The 24,737-nt window shown below is 71.7% G+C and carries 26 protein-coding genes and 2 pseudogenes; 8 read left to right on the top strand and 20 right to left on the bottom strand.

The window, feature by feature from the left end:
* Positions 1-43 precede the first annotated feature (43 nt).
* Genes BIU95_RS07665 through pxpA form a run of 3 tightly spaced genes read right to left on the bottom strand, consistent with a single transcriptional unit; the run spans position 44 to position 2,333 of the window.
* A complete protein-coding gene (locus BIU95_RS07665) occupies positions 44-928 on the bottom strand; it encodes a biotin-dependent carboxyltransferase family protein (protein ID WP_071251267.1) in 885 nt (294 codons plus the stop codon).
* On the bottom strand, positions 925-1,557 hold the full coding sequence (locus tag BIU95_RS07660; RefSeq protein WP_071251265.1) for an allophanate hydrolase subunit 1: 633 nt from the start codon (positions 1,555-1,557) through the stop codon (positions 925-927). The genes BIU95_RS07665 and BIU95_RS07660 overlap by 4 nt, the downstream gene beginning before the upstream one ends.
* Positions 1,554-2,333: a LamB/YcsF family protein gene (gene pxpA / locus BIU95_RS07655; protein WP_056069985.1), complete on the bottom strand. Its 780-nt coding sequence runs from the start codon at positions 2,331-2,333 to the stop codon at positions 1,554-1,556. The genes BIU95_RS07660 and pxpA overlap by 4 nt, the downstream gene beginning before the upstream one ends.
* Positions 2,334-2,501: 168 nt before the next feature.
* On the opposite strand from pxpA, the gene BIU95_RS18595 reads away from it, so the two are divergent.
* Positions 2,502-2,672, top strand: coding sequence for a hypothetical protein (locus BIU95_RS18595; protein WP_017886857.1), 171 nt, complete (start codon positions 2,502-2,504; stop codon positions 2,670-2,672).
* 211 nt (positions 2,673-2,883) lie between these two features.
* Complete coding sequence (locus tag BIU95_RS07650) at positions 2,884-4,248, top strand: MFS transporter (RefSeq protein ID WP_052481922.1); 1,365 nt, start codon at positions 2,884-2,886, stop codon at positions 4,246-4,248.
* 99 nt (positions 4,249-4,347) lie between these two features.
* Here the strand turns inward: BIU95_RS07650 and BIU95_RS19165 are convergent.
* From BIU95_RS19165 to BIU95_RS07635, 4 genes and pseudogenes are all read right to left on the bottom strand, one after another.
* Positions 4,348-4,497: pseudogene (locus BIU95_RS19165) on the bottom strand (DivIVA domain-containing protein); the annotation flags it as partial.
* Positions 4,498-4,506: 9 nt separating this feature from the next.
* Positions 4,507-4,602: pseudogene (locus BIU95_RS18930) on the bottom strand (DivIVA domain-containing protein); the annotation flags it as partial.
* 53 nt (positions 4,603-4,655) lie between these two features.
* On the bottom strand, positions 4,656-5,000 hold the full coding sequence (locus BIU95_RS07640) for a hypothetical protein (protein WP_056069993.1): 345 nt from the start codon (positions 4,998-5,000) through the stop codon (positions 4,656-4,658).
* 145 nt (positions 5,001-5,145) lie between these two features.
* Positions 5,146-6,006 carry an alpha/beta hydrolase gene (locus tag BIU95_RS07635; RefSeq protein WP_071251263.1) on the bottom strand — a complete coding sequence of 287 codons (861 nt, stop codon included), beginning with the start codon at positions 6,004-6,006 and terminating at the stop codon, positions 5,146-5,148.
* A gap of 125 nt (positions 6,007-6,131) precedes the next feature.
* Between BIU95_RS07635 and BIU95_RS07630 the strand changes: the two genes are divergently transcribed.
* A complete protein-coding gene (locus tag BIU95_RS07630; protein WP_175470738.1) occupies positions 6,132-6,737 on the top strand; it encodes an LppP/LprE family lipoprotein in 606 nt (201 codons plus the stop codon).
* On the opposite strand, the gene BIU95_RS07625 is transcribed toward BIU95_RS07630, so the two are convergent.
* Positions 6,731-7,444: a hypothetical protein gene (locus tag BIU95_RS07625; protein ID WP_217639432.1), complete on the bottom strand. Its 714-nt coding sequence runs from the start codon at positions 7,442-7,444 to the stop codon at positions 6,731-6,733. The two genes, BIU95_RS07630 and BIU95_RS07625, sit on opposite strands and share 7 nt — an antisense overlap.
* Before the next feature lie 9 nt (positions 7,445-7,453).
* On the opposite strand from BIU95_RS07625, the gene BIU95_RS07620 reads away from it, so the two are divergent.
* The 3 genes from BIU95_RS07620 (at position 7,454) to BIU95_RS07610 (ending at position 9,405) form a co-directional block, all read left to right on the top strand.
* Entirely contained in the window at positions 7,454-8,485 is a 1,032-nt protein-coding gene (locus BIU95_RS07620; protein ID WP_071251256.1) for a YeiH family protein, read from the top strand.
* 78 nt (positions 8,486-8,563) lie between these two features.
* Complete coding sequence (locus BIU95_RS07615; RefSeq protein ID WP_017886850.1) at positions 8,564-9,175, top strand: hypothetical protein; 612 nt, start codon at positions 8,564-8,566, stop codon at positions 9,173-9,175.
* Positions 9,175-9,405 (top strand): helix-turn-helix transcriptional regulator, encoded by a 231-nt coding sequence (locus BIU95_RS07610; protein WP_017886849.1) that lies wholly within the window; start codon positions 9,175-9,177, stop codon positions 9,403-9,405. Before BIU95_RS07615 ends, BIU95_RS07610 begins: the two co-directional genes overlap by 1 nt.
* A gap of 17 nt (positions 9,406-9,422) precedes the next feature.
* On the opposite strand, the gene BIU95_RS07605 is transcribed toward BIU95_RS07610, so the two are convergent.
* From BIU95_RS07605 to BIU95_RS07560, 10 genes are read right to left on the bottom strand one after another with little or no spacing between them, the layout of a single operon-like run.
* The gene (locus BIU95_RS07605; protein WP_071251254.1) at positions 9,423-10,241 is read right to left on the bottom strand and encodes a GntR family transcriptional regulator; all 819 of its coding nucleotides are present in this window, start codon (positions 10,239-10,241) and stop codon (positions 9,423-9,425) included.
* Positions 10,238-10,870: a TetR-like C-terminal domain-containing protein gene (locus BIU95_RS07600; RefSeq protein WP_042540652.1), complete on the bottom strand. Its 633-nt coding sequence runs from the start codon at positions 10,868-10,870 to the stop codon at positions 10,238-10,240. Before BIU95_RS07600 ends, BIU95_RS07605 begins: the two co-directional genes overlap by 4 nt.
* On the bottom strand, positions 10,867-11,490 hold the full coding sequence (locus tag BIU95_RS07595) for an isochorismatase family protein (RefSeq protein WP_071251251.1): 624 nt from the start codon (positions 11,488-11,490) through the stop codon (positions 10,867-10,869). The genes BIU95_RS07600 and BIU95_RS07595 overlap by 4 nt, the downstream gene beginning before the upstream one ends.
* 46 nt (positions 11,491-11,536) lie before the next feature.
* Positions 11,537-12,994 (bottom strand): MFS transporter, encoded by a 1,458-nt coding sequence (locus tag BIU95_RS07590; protein ID WP_052481919.1) that lies wholly within the window; start codon positions 12,992-12,994, stop codon positions 11,537-11,539.
* Positions 12,995-13,037: 43 nt separating this feature from the next.
* Entirely contained in the window at positions 13,038-14,681 is a 1,644-nt protein-coding gene (locus tag BIU95_RS07585; RefSeq protein ID WP_071251249.1) for an amidase, read from the bottom strand.
* On the bottom strand, positions 14,678-15,589 hold the full coding sequence (locus BIU95_RS07580; protein WP_071251247.1) for a carbon-nitrogen hydrolase family protein: 912 nt from the start codon (positions 15,587-15,589) through the stop codon (positions 14,678-14,680). Before BIU95_RS07580 ends, BIU95_RS07585 begins: the two co-directional genes overlap by 4 nt.
* Positions 15,586-16,686: a pyrimidine utilization protein A gene (gene rutA, locus BIU95_RS07575; protein WP_042540642.1), complete on the bottom strand. Its 1,101-nt coding sequence runs from the start codon at positions 16,684-16,686 to the stop codon at positions 15,586-15,588. The genes BIU95_RS07580 and rutA overlap by 4 nt, the downstream gene beginning before the upstream one ends.
* A gap of 43 nt (positions 16,687-16,729) precedes the next feature.
* Positions 16,730-17,767 (bottom strand): ABC transporter permease, encoded by a 1,038-nt coding sequence (locus BIU95_RS07570; protein WP_071251245.1) that lies wholly within the window; start codon positions 17,765-17,767, stop codon positions 16,730-16,732.
* Positions 17,767-19,473 (bottom strand): sugar ABC transporter ATP-binding protein, encoded by a 1,707-nt coding sequence (locus BIU95_RS07565; protein WP_052481918.1) that lies wholly within the window; start codon positions 19,471-19,473, stop codon positions 17,767-17,769. The genes BIU95_RS07570 and BIU95_RS07565 overlap by 1 nt, the downstream gene beginning before the upstream one ends.
* Positions 19,470-20,651: a sugar ABC transporter substrate-binding protein gene (locus tag BIU95_RS07560; RefSeq protein ID WP_071251243.1), complete on the bottom strand. Its 1,182-nt coding sequence runs from the start codon at positions 20,649-20,651 to the stop codon at positions 19,470-19,472. The genes BIU95_RS07565 and BIU95_RS07560 overlap by 4 nt, the downstream gene beginning before the upstream one ends.
* Positions 20,652-21,309: 658 nt before the next feature.
* On the opposite strand from BIU95_RS07560, the gene BIU95_RS07555 reads away from it, so the two are divergent.
* Both BIU95_RS07555 and BIU95_RS07550 read left to right on the top strand, forming a co-directional pair.
* On the top strand, positions 21,310-21,822 hold the full coding sequence (locus BIU95_RS07555; RefSeq protein ID WP_017886838.1) for an NADPH-dependent FMN reductase: 513 nt from the start codon (positions 21,310-21,312) through the stop codon (positions 21,820-21,822).
* Positions 21,819-22,322, top strand: a complete 504-nt coding sequence (locus BIU95_RS07550; RefSeq protein WP_017886837.1) for a flavin reductase family protein — start codon at positions 21,819-21,821, stop codon at positions 22,320-22,322. Before BIU95_RS07555 ends, BIU95_RS07550 begins: the two co-directional genes overlap by 4 nt.
* 121 nt (positions 22,323-22,443) lie before the next feature.
* On the opposite strand, the gene BIU95_RS07545 is transcribed toward BIU95_RS07550, so the two are convergent.
* Positions 22,444-23,520: an ABC transporter permease gene (locus BIU95_RS07545; RefSeq protein ID WP_071251241.1), complete on the bottom strand. Its 1,077-nt coding sequence runs from the start codon at positions 23,518-23,520 to the stop codon at positions 22,444-22,446.
* Positions 23,517-24,398, bottom strand: a complete 882-nt coding sequence (locus tag BIU95_RS07540; RefSeq protein WP_031259546.1) for an ABC transporter ATP-binding protein — start codon at positions 24,396-24,398, stop codon at positions 23,517-23,519. The genes BIU95_RS07545 and BIU95_RS07540 overlap by 4 nt, the downstream gene beginning before the upstream one ends.
* Positions 24,399-24,737: the final 339 nt, after the last annotated feature.

Below are 24,737 nucleotides of genomic sequence, written 5' to 3'. Positions count from 1 at the left end.
TGTCCAAGCCAACTCCGGACCCCCTGCGCTTGTTCCGGGTCGGTCAGTCGAGGATGCGGAACCGGAGCGGATCACCAGGCCGGAGCTGCGCGGCACGGTCGACCGACCGGGGCGTCAGGACCGCGACGACCGGGTAGCCGCCGGTGACCGGGTGGTCGGCGAGGAACAGCACGGGGAACCCCTCGGGCGGCACCTGCAGCGATCCCGTCTCGACACCCTCGCTCGGCAGCTCGCGTGTCACGGAGCGGGCGAGCGGCGTCGCAGCCGTGGTGCGGACCCCCACGCGGTCGCTGTCCGCACTGACGGCGAAGTCCTGACCGGTCAGGGTCGATCGCCACTCCGGGGTGAACCAGTCGTCGCGCGGCCCGGGCACCACGTCGAGCACGACCGGCTCGTCCGGCCACCGCGGTTCGGGCTGCGGCACCGCGTCGACGACCGGCCACGAGACCCGGGCTCCGCCGACCGGCAGGAGGTCGCCGGCCGACAGCGGCGGCGGACCGAGGCGCGCCAGGGAGTCCCACGAGCGGCTGCCGAGCACCGGTTCCACCGCGAAGCCCCCGAGGACCGCGATGTAGGCGCGCAGGCCCACGGTCGCGGTGCCGATACGGAGCGTGTCGCCCGGGGCCAGCAGCAGCACCTCGTGCGAGGCCGCCCCGCGGACCGATCCGTCCGCCCGCTCGACCTCGACCGGGCAGGCCGCGCCGGTGGCGGCCGCCACCACGTACGCGTCGGTGCGGAGCGTGACGGAGCCGAGCACGGCCTCCAGGACGGCCGCGTCGGCACGGTTGCCGACCAGTCGGTTGGCGAGTGCCGCGGACCCGCGGTCGGCCGCGCCGGCCGCCCCGAGGCCCATGTCGCTGAAGCCCGGGCGACCGAGGTCCTGCGTGGTCACGCCGTAGCCGACCTGCACGACGGTCAGCGCGCTCATGCCGCACCCGCCACGACGAAGCGGACGAGGGTGCCGGCTGGCGCGAGCGCCGGGGGCGTGCGCTCGAGCGACCACATCGGCACGTCGGTGCGGCCGATGAGCTGCCAGCCGCCGGGCGAGGTCCGCGGGTAGACGGCGCTGAACTCGCCGGCCACCGCGACGGCACCGCTCGGGACGGCCGTGCGGGCGGTGCTGCGGCGGGGCAGGTCGAGCGGTCGATCGCTGCCGGTCAGGTAGCTGAAGCCCGGGGCGAAGCCACAGAAGGCGCTCGTCCAGAGCTGCCCGGTGTGCCACGCCACGAGTTCGTCGCGCCGCATGCCGGTCAGTTCGGTGACGGTGTCGAGGTCCTCGCCGTCGTAGGTGACGGGGATGACGAGCGGTTCGGCGTCGTGCGCTTCGAGCGTGGCGCTGACCGGGATGACGTGCGCCAGCTCCGAGCGGAGCCGACCGGCGTCCGTCGTCGCGGGGTCGAACCGGAACAGCAGCGTCCGGGCGCCGGAGACGACCTCGGTCAGGCCGGGCAGGGAGGCCTCGTCGAGCCCGGCGCGGAAGGCGACGACCTCGGCGAGGGACTCGAACGTGGCGAGGAGTGCGGTGCCGCCAGCGGAGCGGACGTCGGGACCCGTCACGGCGCGAGCGGTGCGGGCAACACGAACGGCGCGATCGTCACGCCGTGCTCGGTCAGGAGTGCTCGGATCGCACGGGCCATCGCGACCGCGTCGGGGGAGTCGCCGTGCACGCACACCGAGTCGGCACGCACCGCGATCTCGGACCCGTCGACGGCGATCGCGACGCCGTCGGTGACCATGCGGAGCACCCTCGCCGCGACCTCGTCCGGGTCGTGCAGCACCGACCCCGGCTGCTTCCGGGACACCAGCGAGCCGTCGGGTTCGTAGGCGCGGTCGGCGAAGGACTCGCTCACGGCGCGGAGCCCGTGTCGTTCGGCCGCCAGCAGCAGTTCCGACCCGGGCAACGCCAGCACGGCGAGCGACGGGTCGACGTCGGCGACGGCGCGGACGACCGCCTCGGCCTGCACCGGGTCGGCGCAGGCGGTGTTGTACAGGGCGCCGTGCGGCTTGACGTAGGTGACGGCCGCGCCGGCGACGTGCGCGGTGGCCGCCATCGCCCCGAGCTGGTGGACGACGTCGGCGTACAGCTCGTCCGGTGTGACGTGCACGGGGCGGCGGCCGAAGCCGATCAGGTCCCGGTAGGCCACGTGGGCGCCGATCGCCACACCGCGTTCCGCGGCGGCGCGGGCGGTGGTGAGCATGATCGTCGGGTCGCCGGCGTGGAACCCGCACGCGACGTTGGCGCTCGAGACGACGTCGAGCATCGCGGTGTCGTCGCCCATGGCCCAGGCGCCGAAGCCCTCGCCGAGGTCGCTGTTCAGGTCGATCGTCGTCACGGGTGCTCCCTGTCGTCGCGGGTTGTTGAACAATCTACCGAGAGCCCCGGCCCGTGTCATCCGCTTCCCCCGCTCGGACGGTGGATTCCGAGGCGGGGCACGTACTGTCCGAGTCCTCAGTACCCCGGTGGCGGTGCCGCCGGGTCGATCCCTGCACTGGAGCAGCTCATGACCGACAGCAGCAACACGCACGACGCCCCGAAGAACGACCCCGAGGGCACCGAGAAGCCGGGCGGCCTCGGCGACGACAACACCATCCCGAACAACCCCGACGGCCTGGCCGCGGGCCACTCGGGCGACGACTCGCACTTCAACCCGGAAGAGGACGGCGAGCAGTAGCGGCTCCTTTCCGGCCTGCGGGTCGATGCAGAACGACACCGTCGTTGTCCTCCGACAACGGCGGTGTCGTTCTTCGTCGGCACGCATCCGCACCGACGAAACAATCAGAGCAAAACCTTCCGGCCTGCGGTTTCCGGTGCTACAGTCCCGATCACCTAGCAGCGCTAGGTATTCGAGGGCCCCGAAGCCCCCTATGACTCGAGGAGGAGTCATGTCGACACCGTCGTCGAAGGAAGAACCCACCCGCGGCATCGCCGGGACCGCGTCCCCCGCGGTCACCGCAGCCGCCGGAGCCACCGCCACGGACGCTGCTGCGTCCCGAGCGTTCTCGGTCGAGGGCATCACACAGTCCGTCAGCACCGTCCGGGTGGGTCGCGGGTACCTCTGGGGCCTGAGCTTCGCCCAGTTCGGCCTGTTCGTCGCCCTGCTCACCCCCGTCTTCGTGAGCATGTCGATCAAGGCCACGGAGCTGAACCCGACGAGCCCCGAGACCGTCGTCGGCTCGGTCCTGCCGTTCGGAGCGCTCGGTGCCCTGTTCGCCAACCCGCTGTTCGGTGCGCTCTCCGACCGCACCCGAACGCGGTGGGGTCGTCGTCGCCCGTGGATGGTCGGCGGCGTCGTGGTCTTCGTCGGATCCCTCGCCTGGCTCGCGTTCTCGCCCGACGTGCTGCAGCTCACCCTGGCCTGGGTGCTCGCGCAGGTCTCCGCCAACGCGGTGCTCTCGACCCTGACGGCGAGCTTCGCCGACAACGTGCCGGAGTTCCAGCGCGGCAAGGCCTCGAGCGTCATCGCGCTGGCGCAGAACATCGCGATCCTCGCCGGGCTCTACCTGGCCGTGTACCTGGTCGGCAACCTGCCGGTCCTGTTCATCGCACCGGGTGTCCTGGCGATCGTCGCGGTCCTCGTCTACTCGTTCGTCGCCCGTGACGACCTGCCGACGACTCCGGTCAAGCCCTTCAGCTGGGTCAACCTGATCAGCTCGTTCTGGACGAACCCGATCAAGCACCGCGACTTCGGGCTCGCCTGGTGGGGCCGCTTCCTCATCACCTTCGGCACGTTCATGTTCACGACGTACCGACTCCTGTACATGCAGGACCGCATCGGGCTCCCGCAGGGCGAGGCAGTCGGGGTCGTCGCGTTCGGCGTGCTCCTGTACACGATCGCCCTGCTCGTCAGCGCAGCGGTCTCCGGCTGGGTGTCCGACCGGATCCAACGTCGCAAGGTCTTCGTCTGGGGCTCGACGGCCATGACCGCCGTCGGTCTGGTGATCCTGGCCCACGTCGACACGGTCGGCGGGTTCTACTTCGCCGAGATCGTCCTGGGCTTCGCCTTCGGCATCTACGCCGCCATCGACACGGCCCTGGTCGTCGACGTGCTGCCCGACCCGGAGCGCCCCGGCAAGGACCTCGGCGTCATCAACATCGCGAACGCGTTGCCGCAGTCACTCGCCCCCGCCGTCGGCCTGTTCCTGCTCGGTATCGGTGGTGGCCAGAACTACACGCTCATGCTCTGGGGTGCCGGCGTCGCCGTCATCCTCGGCGCCCTGGTGATCCTGCCCATCAAGTCGGTCCGCTGACCGACGCGACCGCCTGGAGGCGCGACCTGCGTCCGTGACGCACGCCGCGCCTCCAGGCGGTCACCTGCACCGCCGGTGACCGCTTCAGCGGGCGCCGTGCTGGCGCAGTGCGACGACGACCTCGTCGAGGAAGTCGTCGACCTGCCCCTGGTCGTACCCCTCGCGGAACTTCGTCGGCTGGAACCGCACATCCATGACCTGTTGCGGCGTGAGCGGGTCGACGGGCCGCCGCTGCTCGTACCCGGTCAGGGTGGCCTGGATCCGGTCGAGGAACGCATCGACCTGGCGCTGGTCGTACCCGTCGCGGAACTTGGTCGGTCGGAACCGCTTCTCGGACACCTCTCGTGCGAGCATGTGCTCCCCCTTCTGTCTGTCCGGCAATGCTCCCACGGGCCGGTTGCCGAGGGTCAGCGCTGCGGCGTCCGCTTGCCGAACAGTGCGTCGAGGAACCGCGAGAACCGGGACTCCGGCTCGTGGATCGTCTCGATCGAGCGGGTCGGCGACCGGAACGCCAGGTCGTGCAGCATGTTCCGCTTCGAGCCATCCCAGTTCGCGAACAGGTAGGTCCCGCCGATGAACGACATGCTCCGGACCGGCGCGCGCTTCCACGAGTCGGCAGCCACGTAGTACCCCGCGTGGCCGGCGCGGATGTGCTGGATCACGGTGTCCACGTCGATGACACCGGTCGGTGTCACGACGGCGGTGATGCCCGTGCGGTCGCGGGCGACGTACTCGATGAGGTGTTCGGTCACGATGGAACTCTTCGTCACGGTGGTGAGGCGCCACGGGGGAAGCGTGGCGAAGGGGATTCGGAACCGCCGTTGCTTCCGTTCCCAGAGTACGTCCGCCTCGGGCGCGGCGTTCCCCGATGTCCGCCGTTCGTCCGTGGAAGAGCGCTCAGCGGATGGGCGTGTGGTGGTCGGGCGTCCGGTGGTCGGGTGTCCGATCCGCCCACGCGGCGATGCGTTCGATCGTGTCGTCGAAGTCCCGCGTGCCGGGTCGGTTGAGGAACGCGTGACGGCTGTCCGGCAGGACGTGGCGTTCGACGGGGACGCCCGCGTGCACGAGGTCGCCCGCGAAGCGTTCACCCGACACACGCATGACGTCCCGCTCGGCGTCGACCATCAGGGTGCGAGGGAACCGGGTGAGGCCGTCGGACGCCGGGTAGACCGCAGCGGGGTGGCCGCCCGCGTACGCCCGGTTGCTCAGGTCCAACAGCACCGGGGCGTGCGTGAACCACCGGTGTCCGCGGACGAGTCGCCGCACCGCCCGGTCGCGGGGGAGTCGAGCGTGGAAGAACCCGTAGGTCAGCACGAGGCCGACCAGTGCCGGGGCGGTCGCGACCGCGGAGGCCGCCAAGCACGCACCGGCGCTCGCCCCGCCGAGCAGCAGGCCGGCGGACGGCGTCTCGTGGTGCAGGTGGCGGAGCACGGCCACGATCTCGTCCCGCGCGTGCGGTGCCCGTCGTCGCCCACGTGGTCCACCCCGGCCGAGCCAGGGCAGTCCGGGCAGCGGTCCGAGGCGGTAGTCGACGGTCACGACCGGCAGCCCGCGCTCGGCGAGTGCGCGTGCGACGGCGTCGGACTCCGGCAGGTCGAGGTCGCCCCGGAAGAACCCGCCGCCGTGCACCCAGACCAGGGTCGGGGATCCCGTGCTGGCGCTCGGATCGGCCGGTCGGTACCGACGGATGGGCACTGGTCCGTGTGGTCCGTCGATCTGGTCGTCCCGGACCTCGACCCGGACGGTCCCCTGGTGCATCCCCCGCATGGGAGCAGTGTGGCAGCACGTCGGCGGACGCCACAGGCACACCGCTGCAGCGTCCGGAGGGACACATCCCGGTAACGATGCGGGCGACCGTTCGGCGGCGCAGGCAGCGTGGAGGGATGCGCCTGACGAGAACCGCCCTGATCCTGACCACTGCGACCCTGGCCGCACTGCTGACGGGGTGCTCCGGCGCGGACGGGGCGGACGGCAGCGCGGCGACCCCGACCGTGACCGAGACCGTCACCGCCCCGCCCTCCGACGCCGCGAGCACGCCGACCTCGACGCCGACGCCGACACCGGCACCGACCCCGACCTGCGGGCCGACGAGCGGCGCCGAGGCTGCCGCCGCGGGCATCGCGGCCCTGCCACTGCCCGCCGGTCTCGAGGACGCGAAGTGGGACGCCGCGAACGCCGACTACTCCGGCTACGACGCCTGCGCGCCGCTGTCCTGGTCCGTGGTCGAACCCGAGTTCGCCACAGCCGGCTCCCCGTACGCGATCCTGCTGTTCCACGAAGGCCGGTACCTCGGCACCGCCACTGCCGAGCAGTACGCCTTCGAGCCGACGATCGAACGACGGAGCGAGTCGGCCGTGACGGTGACCTACAAGTTCGCGAAGGCGGGCGAACCGAACGCAGCACCCTCCGGCCGGACCACGGCCACCTTCACCTGGAACGACGAGACCGGCCGCGTCGACATGACGGGTGACACCCCGCCCGCTCAGTGACGGTCTGACGCCGCAGGTTCCACGCCCAGCTCCCGCTGCAGTCCGCGCAGGACCCGCACGAGGGTGGCGAGCTGGTCCGGTCGGGCCTCGAACCCCCGCCCGAGGGCAGGTCGCGGCTGCACGACCACATCGTCGCCGTCGGTCGTCGTGATCCAGATGCCGAAGTCGGCGCGCTGGCCGCGGGATTCCCGCGTCGCGACGGAGAACCGCCGGATGCGCGCCCACGGCAGGTCGAACACCGGCGCCTCCCGCGACGGTGCCCACGCGTGCAGGCCGAACTCGTCGGCGGTCCAGATCTGGGGCCGGGGTCTCGGGAAGTCGTCGGAGGTGCGCAGGCCGGACGTCGTGACGGGCAGGTGGAACCTGGGCGTCCTCCCCGCTCCGATGCGCGCCGACGTCCGTCGATCTGCTCGGCCGGCGGACAGCGTCGACACGGCCAGCAGCAGTCCGATCCCGACCACGATCAGCGGCCAAAACACGAACGCCCCCTGCTTCCGCGCGCTCTCGATGCCGCGCAGGAAGTCCGGGAACGCGAACTCTGCGACGAGCGCGGCGAGCCCCACCGCCGTGCTGATCGTCGCCGCGAGCAGCACCGGCCCCCGCTTCGGCATCTCCCCGTCGCGCAGTCGCTGCACCCACCGTTCCCCCGAGTAGTCCACCGTGCCATCCTGCCCGTCGCGCCGACGGACGGCCCGCGGGCACGACATGCTGTCCTCATGCAGTCCGTCCGTGCAGCCGCCCCCGGTGTCGCCCTCGCCGTCGCGATCGGCATCGTCGCCACCCTGGTCGGCCGGGTCGTCCCGGTGGTCGGCGGCCCCGTCCCCGCAGTCCTGATCGGTGCCGTGGTGGGGTGGCTCGTCCGGCGTCGCACCGGTGGCACACTCGCGGTGCTCGCCCCCGGGGTGAAGTTCTCGTCCAGCCGGGTGCTGCAGTTCGCGGTGGTCCTGCTCGGCGCGCAACTGTCCATCGGCGAGGTGCTGCGCATCGGCGGTGAGACCCTGCCGGTGATGCTCGCGACGCTCGTCGTCTGCCTGGTGGCCGCGTGGGGGATCGGTCGACTGCTCCGGGTGTCGGGCGCGCTCCGCACCCTGATCGGTGTCGGGACCGGCATCTGCGGCGCCTCGGCGATCGCCGCCGTCACGCCGATCATCGGCGCGGTGAGCGCCGACGTTGCCTACGCGATGTCCACGATCTTCCTCTGCAACATCGCCGCCGTCTTCGCCTTCCCGCTACTCGGGCACGCCCTCGGCCTCAGCCAGCACGCCTTCGGCGTCTTCGCGGGCACCGCCGTGAACGACACGTCGTCCGTCGTCGCCACCGCGACCGTCTACGGTCGCCAGGCGACCGACACCGCGGTCGTCGTGAAGCTGGTGCGCACCCTGATGATCATCCCGATCGTCATCGGGCTGGCCGGGCTGGAGGCCCGCCGCGCCTCCCGCGAGCAACTCGCCCCCGCCTCGGGGTCGGGCCGCGGATTCCGCGTGTTCCGCTTGGTGCCGTGGTTCCTGATCGGGTTCCTCGTGGTGGTGCTGCTCCGGACGGTCGGGGTCCTGCCCGCGTCCGTGGCACCGGGGTTCGCGACCGCCGCCTCGTTCCTCATCACGGTGGCGCTCGCCGCGATCGGCTGCTCGACGGACTTCGCGGCGCTGCGACGTGCCGGGTTCCGTCCGATGCTGCTCGGCATCGCGCTCTGGGTCCTGGTGGCGGGGACGAGCCTCGGCGTGCAGGCGGCGTTCGGGCTGCTGTAGGGGCTTGCCCGAGCCGGACCCATCGTTTATCGTTGCATCGAAATTCGATGGTATCGATGATCGACAGGGGAAGCAGCCATGACCACACCCGTCTACGAACCGCCCCGCGGGCGGAACTCCTACTTGGCCTACGTCGTTTCGTGCGCCATCGGCATCGTGTTCGTCGTCTGGCGGTACGTCGAACAGCTCGTCCAGTCGATCACCTCGGGCACGGTGGCGGTGCCGATCCGGATGCGTGAGACGAGGGCCATCCCGCAGCCCCCGGGTGGCGCGACGGTGACGTCCGACCAGCTCGTGCTCCGGGCGCCGGTCGCCGACCTGCCGGGTGGTGCGATCGGGTGCATCCGCGTCGGCGACGCCCTCGAGGTCCTGCTCGTCAGCGTCCTGATCGCCCTGGTGGCGGCGGTGGCCTGGAAGATCTCGCGCGGCGGGCTCTTCGACCGCTCGACCCCCCGGATCCTCGACTGGCTCGCCGGCGCGGTGCTGGCCGCCGGGTTCCTGCCGTCGTTCGTCCGCCGGATGGGGTGGAACTGGGTCGTGTCCGGGCTCGGCTGGGACGGGTACCTGCCCACGCCGGTGGTCGATCACCAGTTCCTGCCCGTGTACCTCGGCCTGCTCGTCGTCGTCTGCTTCCGGTTCGCGCTCACCGCCTCGCAGCGGATGGTGCGGGACCAGGCCGGGCTGGTCTGATGCCCCCGGAACAGGAGGACGGCCACGCGGTCGTCTGTCACCTCGACGATCTGCTGGCCGCGCGGGGGATGACCCTGACCGAGCTCGCCGACCGCGTCGGTGTGACCGTCGTCAACCTCTCGGTGCTCAAGAACAACCGGGCCCGCGCGATCCGGTTCTCCACCCTCACCCGACTGTGCGAGGTGCTCGGCTGCCAGCCGGGCGACGTCTTCTCGGTGCGCACGGACTGACGATCCCCGCCCGTGCCTCACGTGATCCGGGAGTCGATCACCGCCCGGTCGCCGCGGTACCGCGAGAACCCGTACTCGACGGGTGTCCCGTCGGCCAGGCACATCAACCGTTCGATGTGGAAGATCGCCTGGCCGGGATCGATGTCGAGCAGGTCGGCCGTCCACTGGTCGGCGTTCACGGTGCTCAGGAGCAACCGTCGTGCCTCCGGCCGCGCGCCGGCCTTCCTGACGAGCACGTCCGGCACGTACTCGGTGAGCGGTTCGGCGACCAGGTCGGGGAAGCGCTCGTGTGGGACCCAGCTCGTCCGGACCCGGCTCGGTTCGCCGTCGAACGAGATGAGGCTCTCGACGAAGAACGCGCTGCTGCCGGTCATCTCCAGGTTGCGCCGGACGGTCTCCGGCGCGGTCACCTGCTGCACGCACAGGTGCACGATGCTGAGCCGGGGCGACTCGAACACGCTGCCCCCGGCCGTCTCGCCGTAGATCGTGACCTCGTCGGACGTGCGGGCCAGGCTCACCGAGGCGACGGGCCGCACACCGAACGTGCCTGATCGCGGCGCACGGGTGAGCAGCCGCTGTTCCTTGAGCAACGCGAGGGCAGCTCGCAGGACGTTCCGCGTCGTGCCGTACAAGTCGAGCAGCTCCCACTCGTACGGCAGCGGACCGGTGAACCGCCCCGCGACGATGTCGGCCCGGATCAGGTCGGACACCTGGCGGGCCGCGTCGGATCGTCGGTTGAACCCGATCCAGTGCCCCGGCGTCGACGGTGTCGCCCCGACCCCCATGTCGGTCCAGGCAGCGGACGGGGCGAACCCCTCCGGCACGGTCCCGGTCACGAGGTCACCCCCACCGTCGACAGGTCGCCGGTCCAACCGGCCCACCGCAGGAACTCCCGGGCCAGCCGCACCGGGTAGTCGGGTGCCTGGATGTCGAGCGAGACGAACACGCGTCGGTAGAACGTCGGCCCGCCGAGCAGGTCCACGGCGATGCCGAGGTCGACGTCCGGTCGCAGGTCGCCCGCGTCCATCGCCCGCTGCAGCATCGCGTTGACCCGCAGCCGCCGGTCCAGGTGCCACTCGGCGACGGCCTCGGCGACCCGCGGCTCGTGCGACGCGGTCTCCACGATGAGCGGGAGCGCCCGACCGACCGGCGTCGCGACGAGGGCGTGCACCCATCCCCGGGTGAGTCCCAGGACACCCTCGGCGATCGGGGCGTCCTGCACCGTCGGGATGTGCGCCTCCATCAACCGGATCACGGTCTCGGTGAGCAGGACCTCCTTGCTCGACCACCGCCGGTAGATCGTCGCCGCACCCACGCCGGCCGCGTCGGCGACGGCCCGGATCGTGAACGCGCGGGGGTCGCCCTCGGCCAGGATCTCGACGCACGCGGTGTACACGGACTCGCCGACGGCAGCGCTCCGCGGCCGGCCCCGGACCGGCGCCTCGACTCGCGTCGTGGTGCTCATGCCGCGTCCCAGTGCTCGAGGACCTGGTCCATGGGCCAGACCTCGCCGATCTTGGCGGCGATGTCGAACAGGTTGGCCTCGTGCACGCTCGGCAACCGGTCGCCGACGGCTTCGCGCACGACGATCGGCACGAACCCGTACTGCATGGCGTCCGTGGCGGTCGCGCGGATGCACCCGCTCGTCGACAGCCCCGCGATGAAGAGCGTGTCGACGCCGCGGGCGACGAGGTCGGCGGCCAAGGACGTGCCGAAGAACGCGCTCGGGTACTGCTTGGGCACCAGGGTGTCGCCGTCGAGCGGTTCGAGCCCGTCGACGAACGCTCCGGTCGACGCGCCGGGCAGGTACGCGGCGAGTGCCGGCACCTTGCGGAAGAACACGCCGGCGTTGGACCCGTCGGCGGAGAGTGCCATCGTCGTGATCGCCACGTGCACCCCGGCGGCGCGGGCAGCGGTGGTGAGCTCCCGCATCCGCTCGACGGGTTCCTCGACGCCGGCGTAGAGCCCGCAGTCGGGGTCGACGTAGGCGCGGACCGGGTCGACGACGACGAGCGCAGCGCGTCGTCCTGGCTGCAGCGTGCCGGTGAAGCCGGCTGCCGCGTAGTCCTGGTGGTCGTCGGTCATGGCGTCCTGCTTCCGTCGTGGGTGGTCGTTGCCAGGGTGGGGACGGTCACGTGGACGCCCCCGGCTCGGGGATCGGCCCCGACCTGTCGGGCCGGAGTGGCGCCTCCCGGTCGGGAGGCCCGAACGGCCCGAACGCGACGATGAGCGCCCCCAGGGCCGCGCAGCCGGCGAACGTCAGCGCCGCGGCGCGGACGCCGTCGACGAACACCTGGACGTCGCCGGACGGCAGGCTGAGCAGGCTGCCGTCGTAGGCCGCAGCCGCCTGTGCCGCGGACAGGCCGCCCGTCGCGATCGCGAGGCCGAGTGCCGTCGAGAACAGGAAACCGGCGTTCTGCAGGGCCGAACGGATGGCGTTCGCGATGCCGCGGCGGTGCTCCGGGACGCGGGTCATCAGTGCCGACGTGCTCGGCGTCATGAACACGCCCGTGCCGACCCCGACGGCGCCGAGGCCGGTGGCGGTGACGGCGTAGGCGTCGCCGTCGGCGAGGGACACCGCGAGCACCGCGGCGCCGAGCGCGATCAGGAGCATGCCGATGGTCGACAGCGTCCGCGCGGCGACCCGGCGGGCGAGGAACCCGGCGCTCACCGCCGCGACCGTCGTGCCGATGGGCGTGGGCAGCACCCAGAGCGCGGCGTCGACGGCGTCCTTGCCGTCGACCGCCTGGAACGACAGGGAAGCCAGCAGGACCAGTGCGTAGCTGGACAGGGCGCACAGCCCGGCGGCGGAGAACAGGGTGATGGTGGTGCGGTCGCGGAAGATCGCCGGGTCGACCAGGGGGTGCGCGACCCGGCGTTGGGTCCACACGAACACTCCGCCGAGCACGACCGCGCCGGCGGTCATCGCGACGACGGGGACGGCCGACCAGCCGACCGAGCCGCCGGTCGAGACCGCACCGACGAGCAGTCCGACGGCGGCGACGGACAGGACTGACCCCGGCACGTCGAGGCGCTCGCCGGAAGGGGGACGCGTGCTGTGCGGGATCAGCCGGAGCGACCAGATGAGTCCGGCCAGTGAGATCGGCACGCCGGCGAGGAAGATCCACCGCCACCCGAACGACTCGGCGACCAGCCCGCCCACGACGGGCCCGATGACCTGGCCCACCGCGGCGACCGTGGCGTTCAGGCCGAGGCCGAGCGACAGGATCGACTCCGGGAAGACATCGGTGAGCAGCGCGGTCGTGTTGGTGACGATCGCTGCCGCCCCCACGCCCTGCACGAGTCGGGCACCGAGCAGCACCGCGGCGTCCGGGGCGAAGCCGCAGGCGAGGGAGGCGAGCAGGAAGACGAGGATGCCGGCGATGTACAGACGGCGCCGACCGACGAGGTCGGCGATGCGCCCGAAGACCAGGATGAGGGTGGTCGTGGTGAGCATGTAGCTGAGGAGCACCCAGCTGGACTGCACGGCGCTGGCGTCGAGGTCACGGCTGACGTCGGGGAGCGCGATGAGGAGCGCGCTCGAGGAGATGAAGACGAGGACGACGCTCAGGCTCGACGCGCAGAGCACCTGCCAGGCGCGTCGCCGGGCGGCGCCCTCGTCGATGGTGCGGCTACCGATCGGTCGGCCCTCGCACGGCGGACGACGGCGGCACCAGGCGGTGGTGCGTCGTGACCCGCTGGAAGGCGGCGGCCGCGGACAGCACCAGGCGGTCGTCCCACGGCCGCGCGACGAGCTGCACGCCGACGGGCAGGCCGTCCGGCGCGGTGCCCGCCGGCATCATCAGCGCGGGGAACCCCACGTAGTCGAACAGCCGGGTGTTCCGGGGGATGACGTCGTGCAGGTTGAACCGCTCGCCGTCGACCGACATCGTCAGGTCGTCGAGCCGCGGGGCGGTGGCGCCGATCCCGGGGGTGAGCACCACGTCCACGCCGGCTTCGTCCATCCGGGTGACCATCGCGGCCTGCACGAGCGGGCGACGGCGGAGTGCCCGGAGGTAGTCCGCCGCGGTCGGCAGGAATGACACGTCGAACCGGGCGCGGGTCCCGGCGTCGAACAGGTCGGCCGTGCCGGCGTTGGCCTCCTGGTTCGCGGCGAGCTCCCCGTAGAACACCGTCCAGCACTCGGAGTCGATCGACTCCAGGTCGTCGAACTCGATCGGCACGAGTGTCGCGCCGAGCTCGCGGAAGCGCTCGACCGCCGCGGCGTGTGCGTCGAGCACCGCGCGGTCGACGCGTTCGGTGAACCAGTCGAGCGGGACCCCGATCCGGAGCCCCTCGACCCGTTCGGGCGCGGCCTCGATGAGCGGAACGGTGGGGAACGTCGTCGGGTCCTCGCCGTCGGAGCCGGCGATGACCGCCAGGACGAGGGCGAGGTCCTCGGCCGAGCGAGCCATCGGGCCGACGTGGTCGAGCGTCCACGACAGGCTCGCGACCCCGGTGCGCGGCACGAGGCCGTACGTCGGCTTGATCCCCGTGGTCCCGCAGAGGGCGGACGGGACGCGGATCGATCCGCCGGTGTCGGACCCGAGCGCGAGCGGGACGATCCGGGCGGCCAGCGCCGAACCCGACCCGGTCGAGGAGCCACCGGTCCAGCGCTCGGGGTCCCACGGGTTCCGCACGGCGCCGTACCGGGCGTTGTGCGGCCCGCCGCAGGCGAACTCGGTGGTGGCCGCCGTGAACACCGGGATCGCGCCGGCGGAGCGGAGCCGAGCCACGACGGTGGCGTCCTTCGGGGCCACACGGTCACCGGTCTGGAGCGAGCCGCTCGTGACGATCGTCCCCGCGACGTCGATGATGTCCTTCACCGCGAACGGGATCCCCTCGAGCGGTCGGGCGTCGTCGTCCGCCCAGCGGCGGGTGGACTCGGCGGCGGCTTCCTCGGCCCCCTGCACCAGGCGCAGGACGGCATCGGACCAGACGTCGTCGCTCGTCCAGTGCGGGGCGAGTGCGGCGAGGACCTCGGAAGGGGTCGTGGTGCCGGACCGGTACGCGGCGAGGAGTTCGACGACCGAGGCGCCAGCGGGGTCGGTGGCAGCCCGGCACACCGCCAGGTCGTCGTCCGGACCGGCAGCGGTCGGCGCCGGGGCCCCGTCGATCGCCGCGCCGAGGAGCCCGCCGAACAGCTGCGCGCTGTGAGCCGGTTCCGCGGGCAGCGCCGACGGAGCCGCGGGCAACGGGTTCGCGCGACTCGCGGCCAGCGCGCGGTCGAGCTGCGGTGCGATGGTGCCGCGGACCAGGGCGGCGACGTCCGTCACGCGGGGACCGCCGCCGCTGCGTGGGCGTCGGCGAGGTACCGGAACACCCCGGGCTGCCGGTCACGTCCGAGCGGGAAGTCCCGGCGGGCTGCCGCGACCTCGCCGACGTCGATGGTGGCCCGGATGATCGGTCCCGCCTGGTGGGCGGGGGCCGAGACGACCAGGTCACCCCGTGGTGAGACGACCGAGGACCGACCGAAGTAGCTGACGGTCTTGCCGTCGACGGTCTCTTCGCCGCCGCGGTTCGGGGCGAGGACCCACGTCTGCGTCTCGAGCGCGCGGACCTGCAGTTCCTGGGTGAACAGGGTCTCGCGGAAGCCCATCGACGACACGAGCACGAGCATCACCTCGGCCCCGGCGGCACGTGACGCGAGCCAGTACTCGGGGAAGCTCCGGTCGTAGCAGATGAGCATGCCGAAGCGGGTGCCGAGCGCGTCGAACACGACCGGTCCGGAACCGGCGGCGAAGTAGTGCTTCTCGTCGACGTCGGAGATCGCGTTCGTCGGGATCGACGTCTTGCGGTACGACGCCACGCGGTCGCCGTGCACGTCGGTGCCGTGCACGAGCGTGCCGTCGGCGTCGATGAACACCGCGCTGTTGTACTGCGCGTCGCCCGCGTCCTCGTAGAGACCGAAGGCGACGGCGGTGCCCAGCCGCTTCGCCGTGCTCGCGAAGCGGGCGGTCGCCGGACCGGGGACGGGCTGTGCCCAGGACTTCCGGCTGTCGTTGACCACGCCGCAGAAGTAGGGCGTGGTGCAGAGCTCGGGGAACACGACCAGGTCGGCACCCTCCGCGGCCTGCTCGAACAGGGTGATGAGTTCGTCGAGTGCGGTGTCGCCGTCAGCGGGGGTCCCGCCGGCCTGGACGACCGCGACCTCGATGACCGGACGGCTCGCGGCGGCGCTCATGCGGTGACCGCGCTCGGAGCAGCGGACGCGACGCCCTCGCGGGTGCGCATCAGCGGCTGGATGCGGGTGCCGAAGTCGTCCATCCCCTGCAGGAAGTCGTCGAACACCAGCATGATGCCCTTGGTGCCCTCGACGGCGGCGGCTTCGTCGAGCATCGCGGCGACGTGCTCGTAGGAGCCGACGAGCGTGCCCATGTTCATGTTCACGGCCCCCTCGGGCAGCGAGATCCGCTTGGCCGTGTTGCCGTCCTCGCCCTCGGCATCGGTGAGCGCCTGGCCGGTCATCCAGGCGATCGCCTCGACGTCGACCCCATCGCTGTACCGCTCCCACTTCGCCTGGGCGGCCTCGTCGGTCTCGTCGGCGATCACCATGAAGAGCACGTAGGAGCCGACGTCACGGCCGGTCTTCTCGCGTGCCTCGAGCAGGGCCTGGTTCTGTTCGGCGTAGGCGGTCGGGGTGTTCACACCGACGCCCATCGAGAAGTTGTAGTCCGAGTACTCCGCGGCGAACGCCATGCCCTGGGACGACTGACCGGCCGAGACGATCGGGATGTGCGACGTCGGCCGCGGCAGCATCCGGCAGTCGTCCATCTGGAAGTACTCGCCGTGGAAGTCGCTCCGGCCGGTCTCCCACAGCTCCTTCATCACCTGCATGTACTCGGTCTGGTACGCGTAGCGGCGCTTGAAGTGCACCTCGTCACCCGGCCACAGGCCCATCTGGTCGTACTCCGCCTTCTGCCACCCGGCGACCAGGTTCAGCCCGAAGCGGCCGTGCGAGATCGAGTCGACGGTCGCCGCCATGCGTGCCGCGATCGCCGGCGGGATGGTCAGGACGGCGGTCGTCGCGAACAGGCGGATCCGTTCGGTGCGGGCGGCGAGACCGGCCATCAGGGTGAAGGACTCGAGGTTCTCGTCCCAGAAGCCGCTCGGGCCACCGAAGCCGCGCAGCTTGATCATCGACAGGGCGAAGTCGAAGCCGTACGCCTCGGCCTTCTGCACGATCTCGAGGTTCAGGTCGAACGACGGCTTGTACTGGGGCGACGTGGTGGAGATGAGCCAGCCGTTGCTGCCGATCGGGATGAAGACTCCGATGTCCATGGGGAACTCGCTTTCTGTGGTGGGTGTCGAAGGGGGAGCAGGGTCAGGGACGCTTCGCGGCGGCCTTGGCGGCGGTCGCGACGGAGTGCCGCCGGATGGTCTGCGAGACGGCGACGGCGACGATGAGGGCGCCGCCGTAGAAGAGCTGCTGCACGAAGTTGTCGGCGCCGAGCATCTGCAGACCGACCACGCCGGAGAACAGGAAGTACACGGCGATGAACGTGCCGATCGCGTTGAAGCGCCCCGGGACGATCGCGGTCGCACCGAGGTAGCAGGCGGCGAACGCGGGGAGCAGGAACGACTGTCCGCTCGACGGGTCGGCGCCGCCGAGGGTGCCGGCGTAGACGACCCCGGCCACCGCGGCGGTGAAGCCGGCGCCCACGAACGCACCGACCCGGAGCCGTCGGACGTTCAGCCCGGAGAGTTCCGCGACGGTGCGGCCGGTGCCGACGAACAGCAGCCGTCGGCCGACCGGGGTGGCGCTCAGGACGACCAGGACGACGACCGTGGCGATGAGGCCGTAGACGAACGCGAGCGGCAGGCCTGCGAGCCCGCGCCACCCGACCGTGGCCTGCACGAGTGCCGGGTCGATGCCCGTCACCGAGGACGACACGCTCATCCACTGGATGATCCCGATCATGAAGGTCGACATGCCGAGGGTGACGATGAACGAGTCGATGCGGAACCCGACGGTCAGCAGCCCGTTGACCAGGCCCACGACGACGCCGATGACCAGGCCTGCGGCGATCGCGGGCACGAGCGGGACGTCCATCTTCGCGTTGAGCACGGCGATGGTCATGGCGGAGAGCGACATCGTCGAGGCGCCGGAGAGGTCGAACTCGCCCGCGGTGAGCGGGAACAGGAACCCGAGCGCCAGGATGAGCAACACCGACTGGGACCCGAGGATGTTCTGCAGGTTGCCGAGGGTCGGGTAGGTGTCGGGCAGCGCGATGCTGAACGCGATGACGATGACGAGCCAGGCGCCGAGCAGCGCGTACCGCTCGGTGTGCCCCCACGAGAAGCGGGGACGGGTCGGACGGACGATCGAGGTCTCGAGGACCGGGTCGGCGGTGGTGGACATCAGGCGTTCTCCTTGACTGCGGAGGAGGCATCGGGGGAGGAGGGCACGGCAGGGGACGCCGGGGCGTCGTCGTCGACGAGGCTCGCCACGACGGCAGCCGCGATGACGTCGCGGTCGATGCGGTCGTCGGTCAGCACGTCGTGCACGCGGCCGTGGGCGAGGACGACGACGCGGTCGCACACCTGCGCGAGCTGGTCGTAGTCGGTGGAGGCGCAGACGATCGTGACGCCCTGCTCCGCACTCCGGCGGAGCATCGAGAAGATCGCGGCGCGGGCCCCGACGTCGATGCCCTGGGTCGGTTCCTGCAGCAGCACGAGCCTCGGGGCGTCCTGCATCCACTTGGCCAGGACGGCCTTCTGCTGGTTGCCGCCGGACAGGGTCCCGAACAGGGCGGCCGGGTCGGCGGGCCGGACGTCGTAGTCGCGGACGAGTCCCGCGACGTGGGCGCGTTCCCGCGCGGGCGACAGGCCGAGCAGCCCGCGGAGCTTCCCGAGGACGGGGAGCGTGACGTTCTGCTCGACGGACAGGGTGAGTGCCCCGCCCTCGCGCTTGCGGTCCGCGGGGACGTACACGACGCCGCGGGCGATCGAGGAGCCGGGCGTCACCCGTGCCAGGTCGACCGGCGCGGGCGTCGCCCCGTCCTGCCGCACGGCGAGCGAGCCGGTCGCGGGCCGTGCGCCGTACAGGCCGGGCAGCACGTCCTCGACACCGGAGCCGGCGAGCCCGGTGATGCCGACGACCTCGCCGTCCGCGACGTCGAAGGACAGCCCGTCGACGACACCGACCCGGAGGTCCCGCACCGTCACGACGGCGTCGCCGGTGGTCGCCGGGCGCGGAGTCCTGGCGGCGGGACCGTCCAGTCCGCGTCCGACGATGAGGGAGACGAGCTCGTCGGCCGTCGTCGAGGTGGTGTCCCGGTGCGCCTGGACCCGGCCGGCCCGCAGGACGGTGACCCGGTCGGCGTGCTGGAGGACCTCGGACATGTCGTGCGACACCAGCAGCGCCGAGGTGCGGCCGTCCGCGACGAGGTCCTTCACGACGCGGAACAGCAGGTCGGCGTCCTCCTTCGGGAGGAAGACCGTCGGTTCGTCGAGCACGATGAGCGCTCGGTCGTCGCCCAGCTCGGCGACGGCCCGCAGGATCGCGACGAGGGCCTTCTGGGTGTCGGTGAGTTCGTCGATCCGTGCTCGTGGGTCGATGTCGACCCCGTACCGAGCGAACAGCTCGGCCGCGGCACGGTGCTCGGCGCCCCAGCGGACGAAGGGTCCGCGCCCGGCCACCACGGTCGCGAGCCGCAGGTTCTCGGTCACGCCGAGCGACGGCACGAGTGCGAGGTCCTGGTGGACGAAGCTGATCCCGACGCGGCGGAAGTACCCGGGAGGCAACGGCAGGGGCAGCCGGGCGCCTCGGACCTCGATCGTCGCGCCCGGCTCCGGCGCGTACGTGCCGGACAGGATCTTGATGAGGGTCGACTTGCCGGAGCCGTTCTCGCCGAGCAGTGCGTGCACCTGACCGGGCAGGACCTCGAGGTCGACGTCGTCGAGCGCGGTCAGCCCGCCGAAGCGCTTCGTGAGCCCGCTGATCCGCAGGACCGGCGCGGTGTCCGCGACGGACCCGACGACCGCACCGGACGCGGTGTCCGCACCGGACCCGACGACCGCAGCGGACGATGCGGAGCCGAGCCGTGCCTCCCGGGTGGCCGTCACTCGGCCGCGCCCCAGATCGCTTCGTACCCGGTCTTGTACGCGTCGCCGTAGCCCTTGCTCGGCGCCGGCGGCGTGCCGGTCTCGTCGACGTTGTCCTTCGTGAAGACCTTCAGCGGGGTCTTCTCGTCACCGTCCTCGATGATCGGCGTGCCGGTCAGGACACGGCCGGCCTGGTCGAGCGTCGCGTAGGCGAGCCACTCCATGTTCTCGCCGATGTCCATCGTGAGGACGCTGCCCTCCTGCAGGATCTTCAGCACCGCGGGGGTGCCGTTGTACGAGGAGGTGAAGACCTGGCCGGTCTTGCCGGCAGCGGTCACGCCGGCCTCGACGTACAGCGTCATCGAGTCGTAGACCGGCAGGACGTAGTCGAGGTTCGGGTCGGACTGCACGGCGGACTGCACGGTCGACGAGATCTTCGTCGCCCAGTCGGCGACGGGGACGTTCGTCACCTTCACCTTGCAGCCGTCGCACTGCGCCTCGAACTCGTCCTGCATCGCCTTGACGATGCCGTCGGACGGCGGCACCTCGGACGACGTGATGATGAGGACGTCGCCCTGGCCCTTGGTCTCCTTGATGGCCCAGTCGGCGTTGAGCTTCGCGGCTTCGTGGAACGGGGCGGTCACCTGCGCGGCGACGAGGTCCTGCAGCTGGTCCGGCAGCGCCTGCCCGGTCTGGTAGGTGTGACTGATCAGCACGGGGATCCCCGCTGCCTTCGCACGCTTCAGTGCCGGGACGATCAGTTCGCCGTTGACGCCCTGCGCGAGCACGATGATGTCGGCTCCGCGGCTGATCGCCTGGTCGATGCCGGCGGAGTGCTCGGTGGGCGTGCCCTGGTTCGTGTACTCGATCCACTTCGCGCCGTACTGCTCGGCGACCTTCTCGCCGGCCTCGTCGACCGCGGTGATGAACGGGACGGCTGACGAGTTCGGGATGTTGAAGATCGTCTTGCCGGCGATCCCCGACATGTCGAAGCGCGCGCCCTCGAAGGTGAACGCCGGGTCGACGCTGGCGGCCTCGATCTGGCTCGTGGCGTGCTCGACGCCGGCGGTGACGTCACCGGAGCTCGTCGACGCAGTCGAGGTGGCGGAGCACGCGGACAGGAAGAGCACGCCGGAGATCGCGGCGGCGAGGAGCACGGGACGCGACGGACGCGTTCGGGACGGAGCGGGGGACGACATCGGTCGGGGACCTCCTGGACGGGTGGAGCAGGGAAGGTGCGGGGGGCGGGGGAGCCGGTGCGGGGACGGGCGGCGGGGACGCCGAAGGCCCCGCGGCGCGGGGTGGAGCGTGCAAGGGAGCCGGGGACGGGCGGCGGGGCATCGGATCGGGGCGGGGCCGACGTGTGGCGGATCGCCGGTGACGCCGGCCGCTGCAGTGGGGCTGATGCGAATGTAACGGCCGCGGGGTGCCGACAGAGGGTCGCCCGGTAACGGTCCTGTTAGGCGTTTGTTTCGCTGGTGTTAGGCCACCTGCGGCGCCCGACGCGGAGGGTCGTCCGCCCCACGGATCCGGGGCGGACGACTGCGCCACCGACCCGCGTGCAGGGGCGGATCCGGGCGGTGACGGGCCGGCGACGGCGGGGCGAAACACGCCGGACCCATCCGAGGCGACTTCCGGAAACGGCGCTCTCACAATCCGGCGCGGTCAGTGGGGACGACGCCTGGCGGAATGGCGGAGCGGCCCGGACGCGCAGCCCCGCTGACCGGGACATTCGGGTGCCGCAGGGCCGGGGCAGCTGGCGTAACCCAGCCGATACGGACGCGGTACGGCGGCGAAACGAACGAGCGGTGGACTGCACCAAGCACCCACCACCCGCCCATCGACAGGAGCACCCCGATGATCACCACCGTCGTCGCCGGCAACCCCAAGCCGGCCTCACGGACACTCGACGCCGCGACGGTCGTGCTCGAGCGGCTCACCGGCCGGGCCCCGGACCACGTCGTCGACGTCATCGACCTCGGTGCCGGACTGCTCGGCTGGGGCGACCCCGCCGTCTCGGACGCCGTCCGCACCGTCGCCGGCTCCGACCTCGTCGTCGTCGCGTCGCCGACGTTCAAGGCGACGTACACCGGCGTGCTCAAGCTGTTCCTCGACCAGTTCGGCACCGGCGACGGACTCGCCGGCGTCGTCGCGGTGCCGCTCATGCTCGGTGCCGGTCCGGCGCACGCCCTCGCTCCGGAGGTCTTCCTCAAACCGGTGCTGGTCGAACTCGGCGCGACCGTCGTCGCCCCAGCCCTGTACCTGAACGACAAGCACTACTCGGACCCCGCATCGACCGACGTGTGGCTCGCCCGCTGGCAGGACGTCGTCCTCGCCGCCGCCGCTCACCAGGAAGGAACCGCGTCATGATCAGCCCCTACTCCACCGAGGCCCCGGACCGCTCCGCGCTCAAGCAGGCGTTCTCCGGGTTCCCGTGCGGTGTCGCCGCGCTCTCCGCCGTCGTCGACGGCGAACCGACCGTGCTCGTCGCGTCCTCGTTCACGGTCGGCGTCTCACAGGACCCACCGCTCGTGATGTTCGCCGTGCAGCACACGTCGACCACGTGGCCGGTACTCCGCGACGCCGGCACGATCGGGGTCTCGATCCTCGGTGAGGGGCACGCGCAGGTCACCCGGCAGCTCGCATCGCGGGACAAGTCGATCCGGTTCGTCGGTGTCGACACGACGGTCGCCGAGACGGGCGCGGTGTTCCTGCAGGGGGCGCCGATCTGGCTGGAGTGCTCGGTCGAGCACACCTACCCGGCCGGCGACCACGACATCGTGGTGCTCCGGGTGCTCGGACTCATGTCCGACTTCGCGCACAATCCGCTGGTCTGGCACCGGTCCGCCTTCGCGACGCTGACCGCCTGACCGGCGCCGGGCAACGGACGGGAGGCCCGCCCCACGTGAGCAGGTCTGCTCACGCTGGGCGGGCCTCCCGTCCGGGGCAGCCGGGTGCGCCGGGTGCGCTGGGCCTGCCGGTCCTGCGGCGTCAGCCGCGCAGCGCCTCCGACAGCTTCACGCGACTGCCGGTGCGGAGCAGCGCGTTCTCGTAGACGCGGGCACCGATGACCACGACCGCGACCACCGAAGCGGCGACGATGACGAGCGACAGGATCGGCTCCCACCACTCGGCCGTCCCCAGGAAGATCCGCATCGGCATGCCGATCGGGGCGCTGAACGGCACGTACGACATGATGCCGAGGATCGTCGGGTTGTCGTACGCGACGATGATCAGGAAGTACGGGATCATCACGAGCATCATCACCGGGGTGGTGACGCTGCCGACGTCCTCCTGCCGGGACACCAGCACGGCGGCGGCCGCGAACAGGGACGCCAGCAGCACGAACCCGATCGCGAAGAAGCCGATGAACCACAGGATGCTCGGGCCGAGCATCGCGAACGTGTTGTCCTGCCCGGTCACCGCCAGGGTGACGATGGCGGCGACGGCCACCGCGACGATCTGGGCGAACGCCATGACGCTGTTGCCGAGCACCTTGCCGGCGAGCAGCGCCCGGGCCGGGATCGCGGACATCAGGATCTCGACCACCCGCGTCGACTTCTCCTCGACCACGCTCTGCGCGATCGACTGGCCGAACGTCACCGCCGACGCGAAGTACACGACGCCGAACGCGATCGCGATGAGGTAGACCAGCCCACCCGGCAGCGCGTCCGGGTCGAGCAGCTCGATGCGCGGGGTGACGCTCAACGCCGAGACGACCTCGGACGGGGCCTCGTCGAGCCCGACGACCTTGTAGCCGAGCGGGTCGTCCGACGGCACGATCGCGGCGTCGACGTCGCCCTTCGTGACGAGCCGTTCGGCGTCGTCGACCGATGCCGACTTCGTGACGTCGAGCCCACTGGTGGTCGGCAGCGCGACACCGTCGACGACCGCGACCGCGGTGGTGTCGTCGGCGGTGGCCTTGCTCACGATCCCGCCGACGACGATCGAGGCGACCACCATGCCGATCAGGATGAGTGCCGAGACCACGAAGGCCTTGCTGCGGATGCGTGCCTGGATCTCGCGTGCGGAGACGAGCCGCACGGCCTGCACGAAGGAGCTGTTCATCGGACGACCTCCCGGAAGACCTCGCTGAGCCGCGGCACCCGCGGCGAGAACGACCCGACGGAGCCGTGCTGGACGGCACGCTGCAGGACGCGCTGGGCGGTGGCGGCGTCGGCCTCGAAGACCGCGTAGCCGCCGTCGAACTCCCGCACGGCCACACCCGGCTCGTCGCGGAGCCAGGCGACGTCGCCGTCGACCAGCAGCTCCCACGCGGCGGGGCCGGCCTGCTTGCGGAGTTCCTCCTGCGGACCGGCGGCGCGGATCGTGCCACCGGCGATGACCACGACGTCGTCGCACAGCCGTTCGACCACGTCGAGCTGGTGGCTCGAGAACAGCACCGGGACGCCACGGGCGGCGGTCTCGCGCAGGACACCGAGCACCGTGTCGACGGCCATCGGGTCGAGGCCCGAGAACGGCTCGTCGAGCACGAGCACCTCGGGGTCGTGGGCCAGCGCCGCCGCGATCTGCACGCGCTGCTGGTTGCCGAGCGAGAGCTTCTCGACGGCGTCGCCTGCGTGCTGCGTGAGCTCGAGTCGTTCGAGCAGTTCGCCGGTGCGGGTCGTCGCGGTGCGCTTGTCGACGCCGTGCAGCCGGGCCAGGTAGGTGATCTGCTCGGCCACCGGCATCTTCGGGTACAGGCCGCGTTCCTCGGGCATGTAGCCGAAGCGGCGGCGGTCGGCGGGACGGACCGCGGTGCCGTCGATCGAGACCGTGCCCGCGTCGGCCTGGAGCACGCCGAGCATGATGCGCATGGTGGTGGTCTTGCCGGCGCCGTTGCCGCCGACGAAGCCGGTGAGGCGGCCGCTGCCGACCGTGAACCCCACGTCGTCGAGCACCTGGCGGTCACCGAAGTGCTTGGTCACCCCTTCGATGGTGAGCATGTCGTTCCCCTTCGTCACGACGCTGGTCGTCGCTGCGTCCGACGCTATTGGCCGGGAGGCACGCCCCGCCTCCGCCGCCGGGCGGGACTTGGGCGGGGGCCGGCTCCACCGCGTGGGGGAGGAGCGTGCGGGGTGGGTGCGGGCGGGGTGCGGGGTGCGTGCGTCGAGTCGGCACGGTGCGGGCTTGTTCGGCTCGTGCGGGTTCGGTTGCTCGGTGCGTCGTGGTGGCGGGGCACGGTGCGGTCGACGCTGCACGGGTTGAACGATGGCGCACGGTGCGGGCGTGGGGTGCGGTGGTGGGCACGGTGCGGGCTTGTTGGGCTGGTGCGGGTTTGGTTG

This window comes from Curtobacterium sp. MCBA15_007 (assembly GCF_001864905.1).
GTDB lineage: Bacteria > Actinomycetota > Actinomycetes > Actinomycetales > Microbacteriaceae > Curtobacterium > Curtobacterium poinsettiae.
This window is presented reverse-complemented; position numbering and strand designations above follow the sequence as displayed.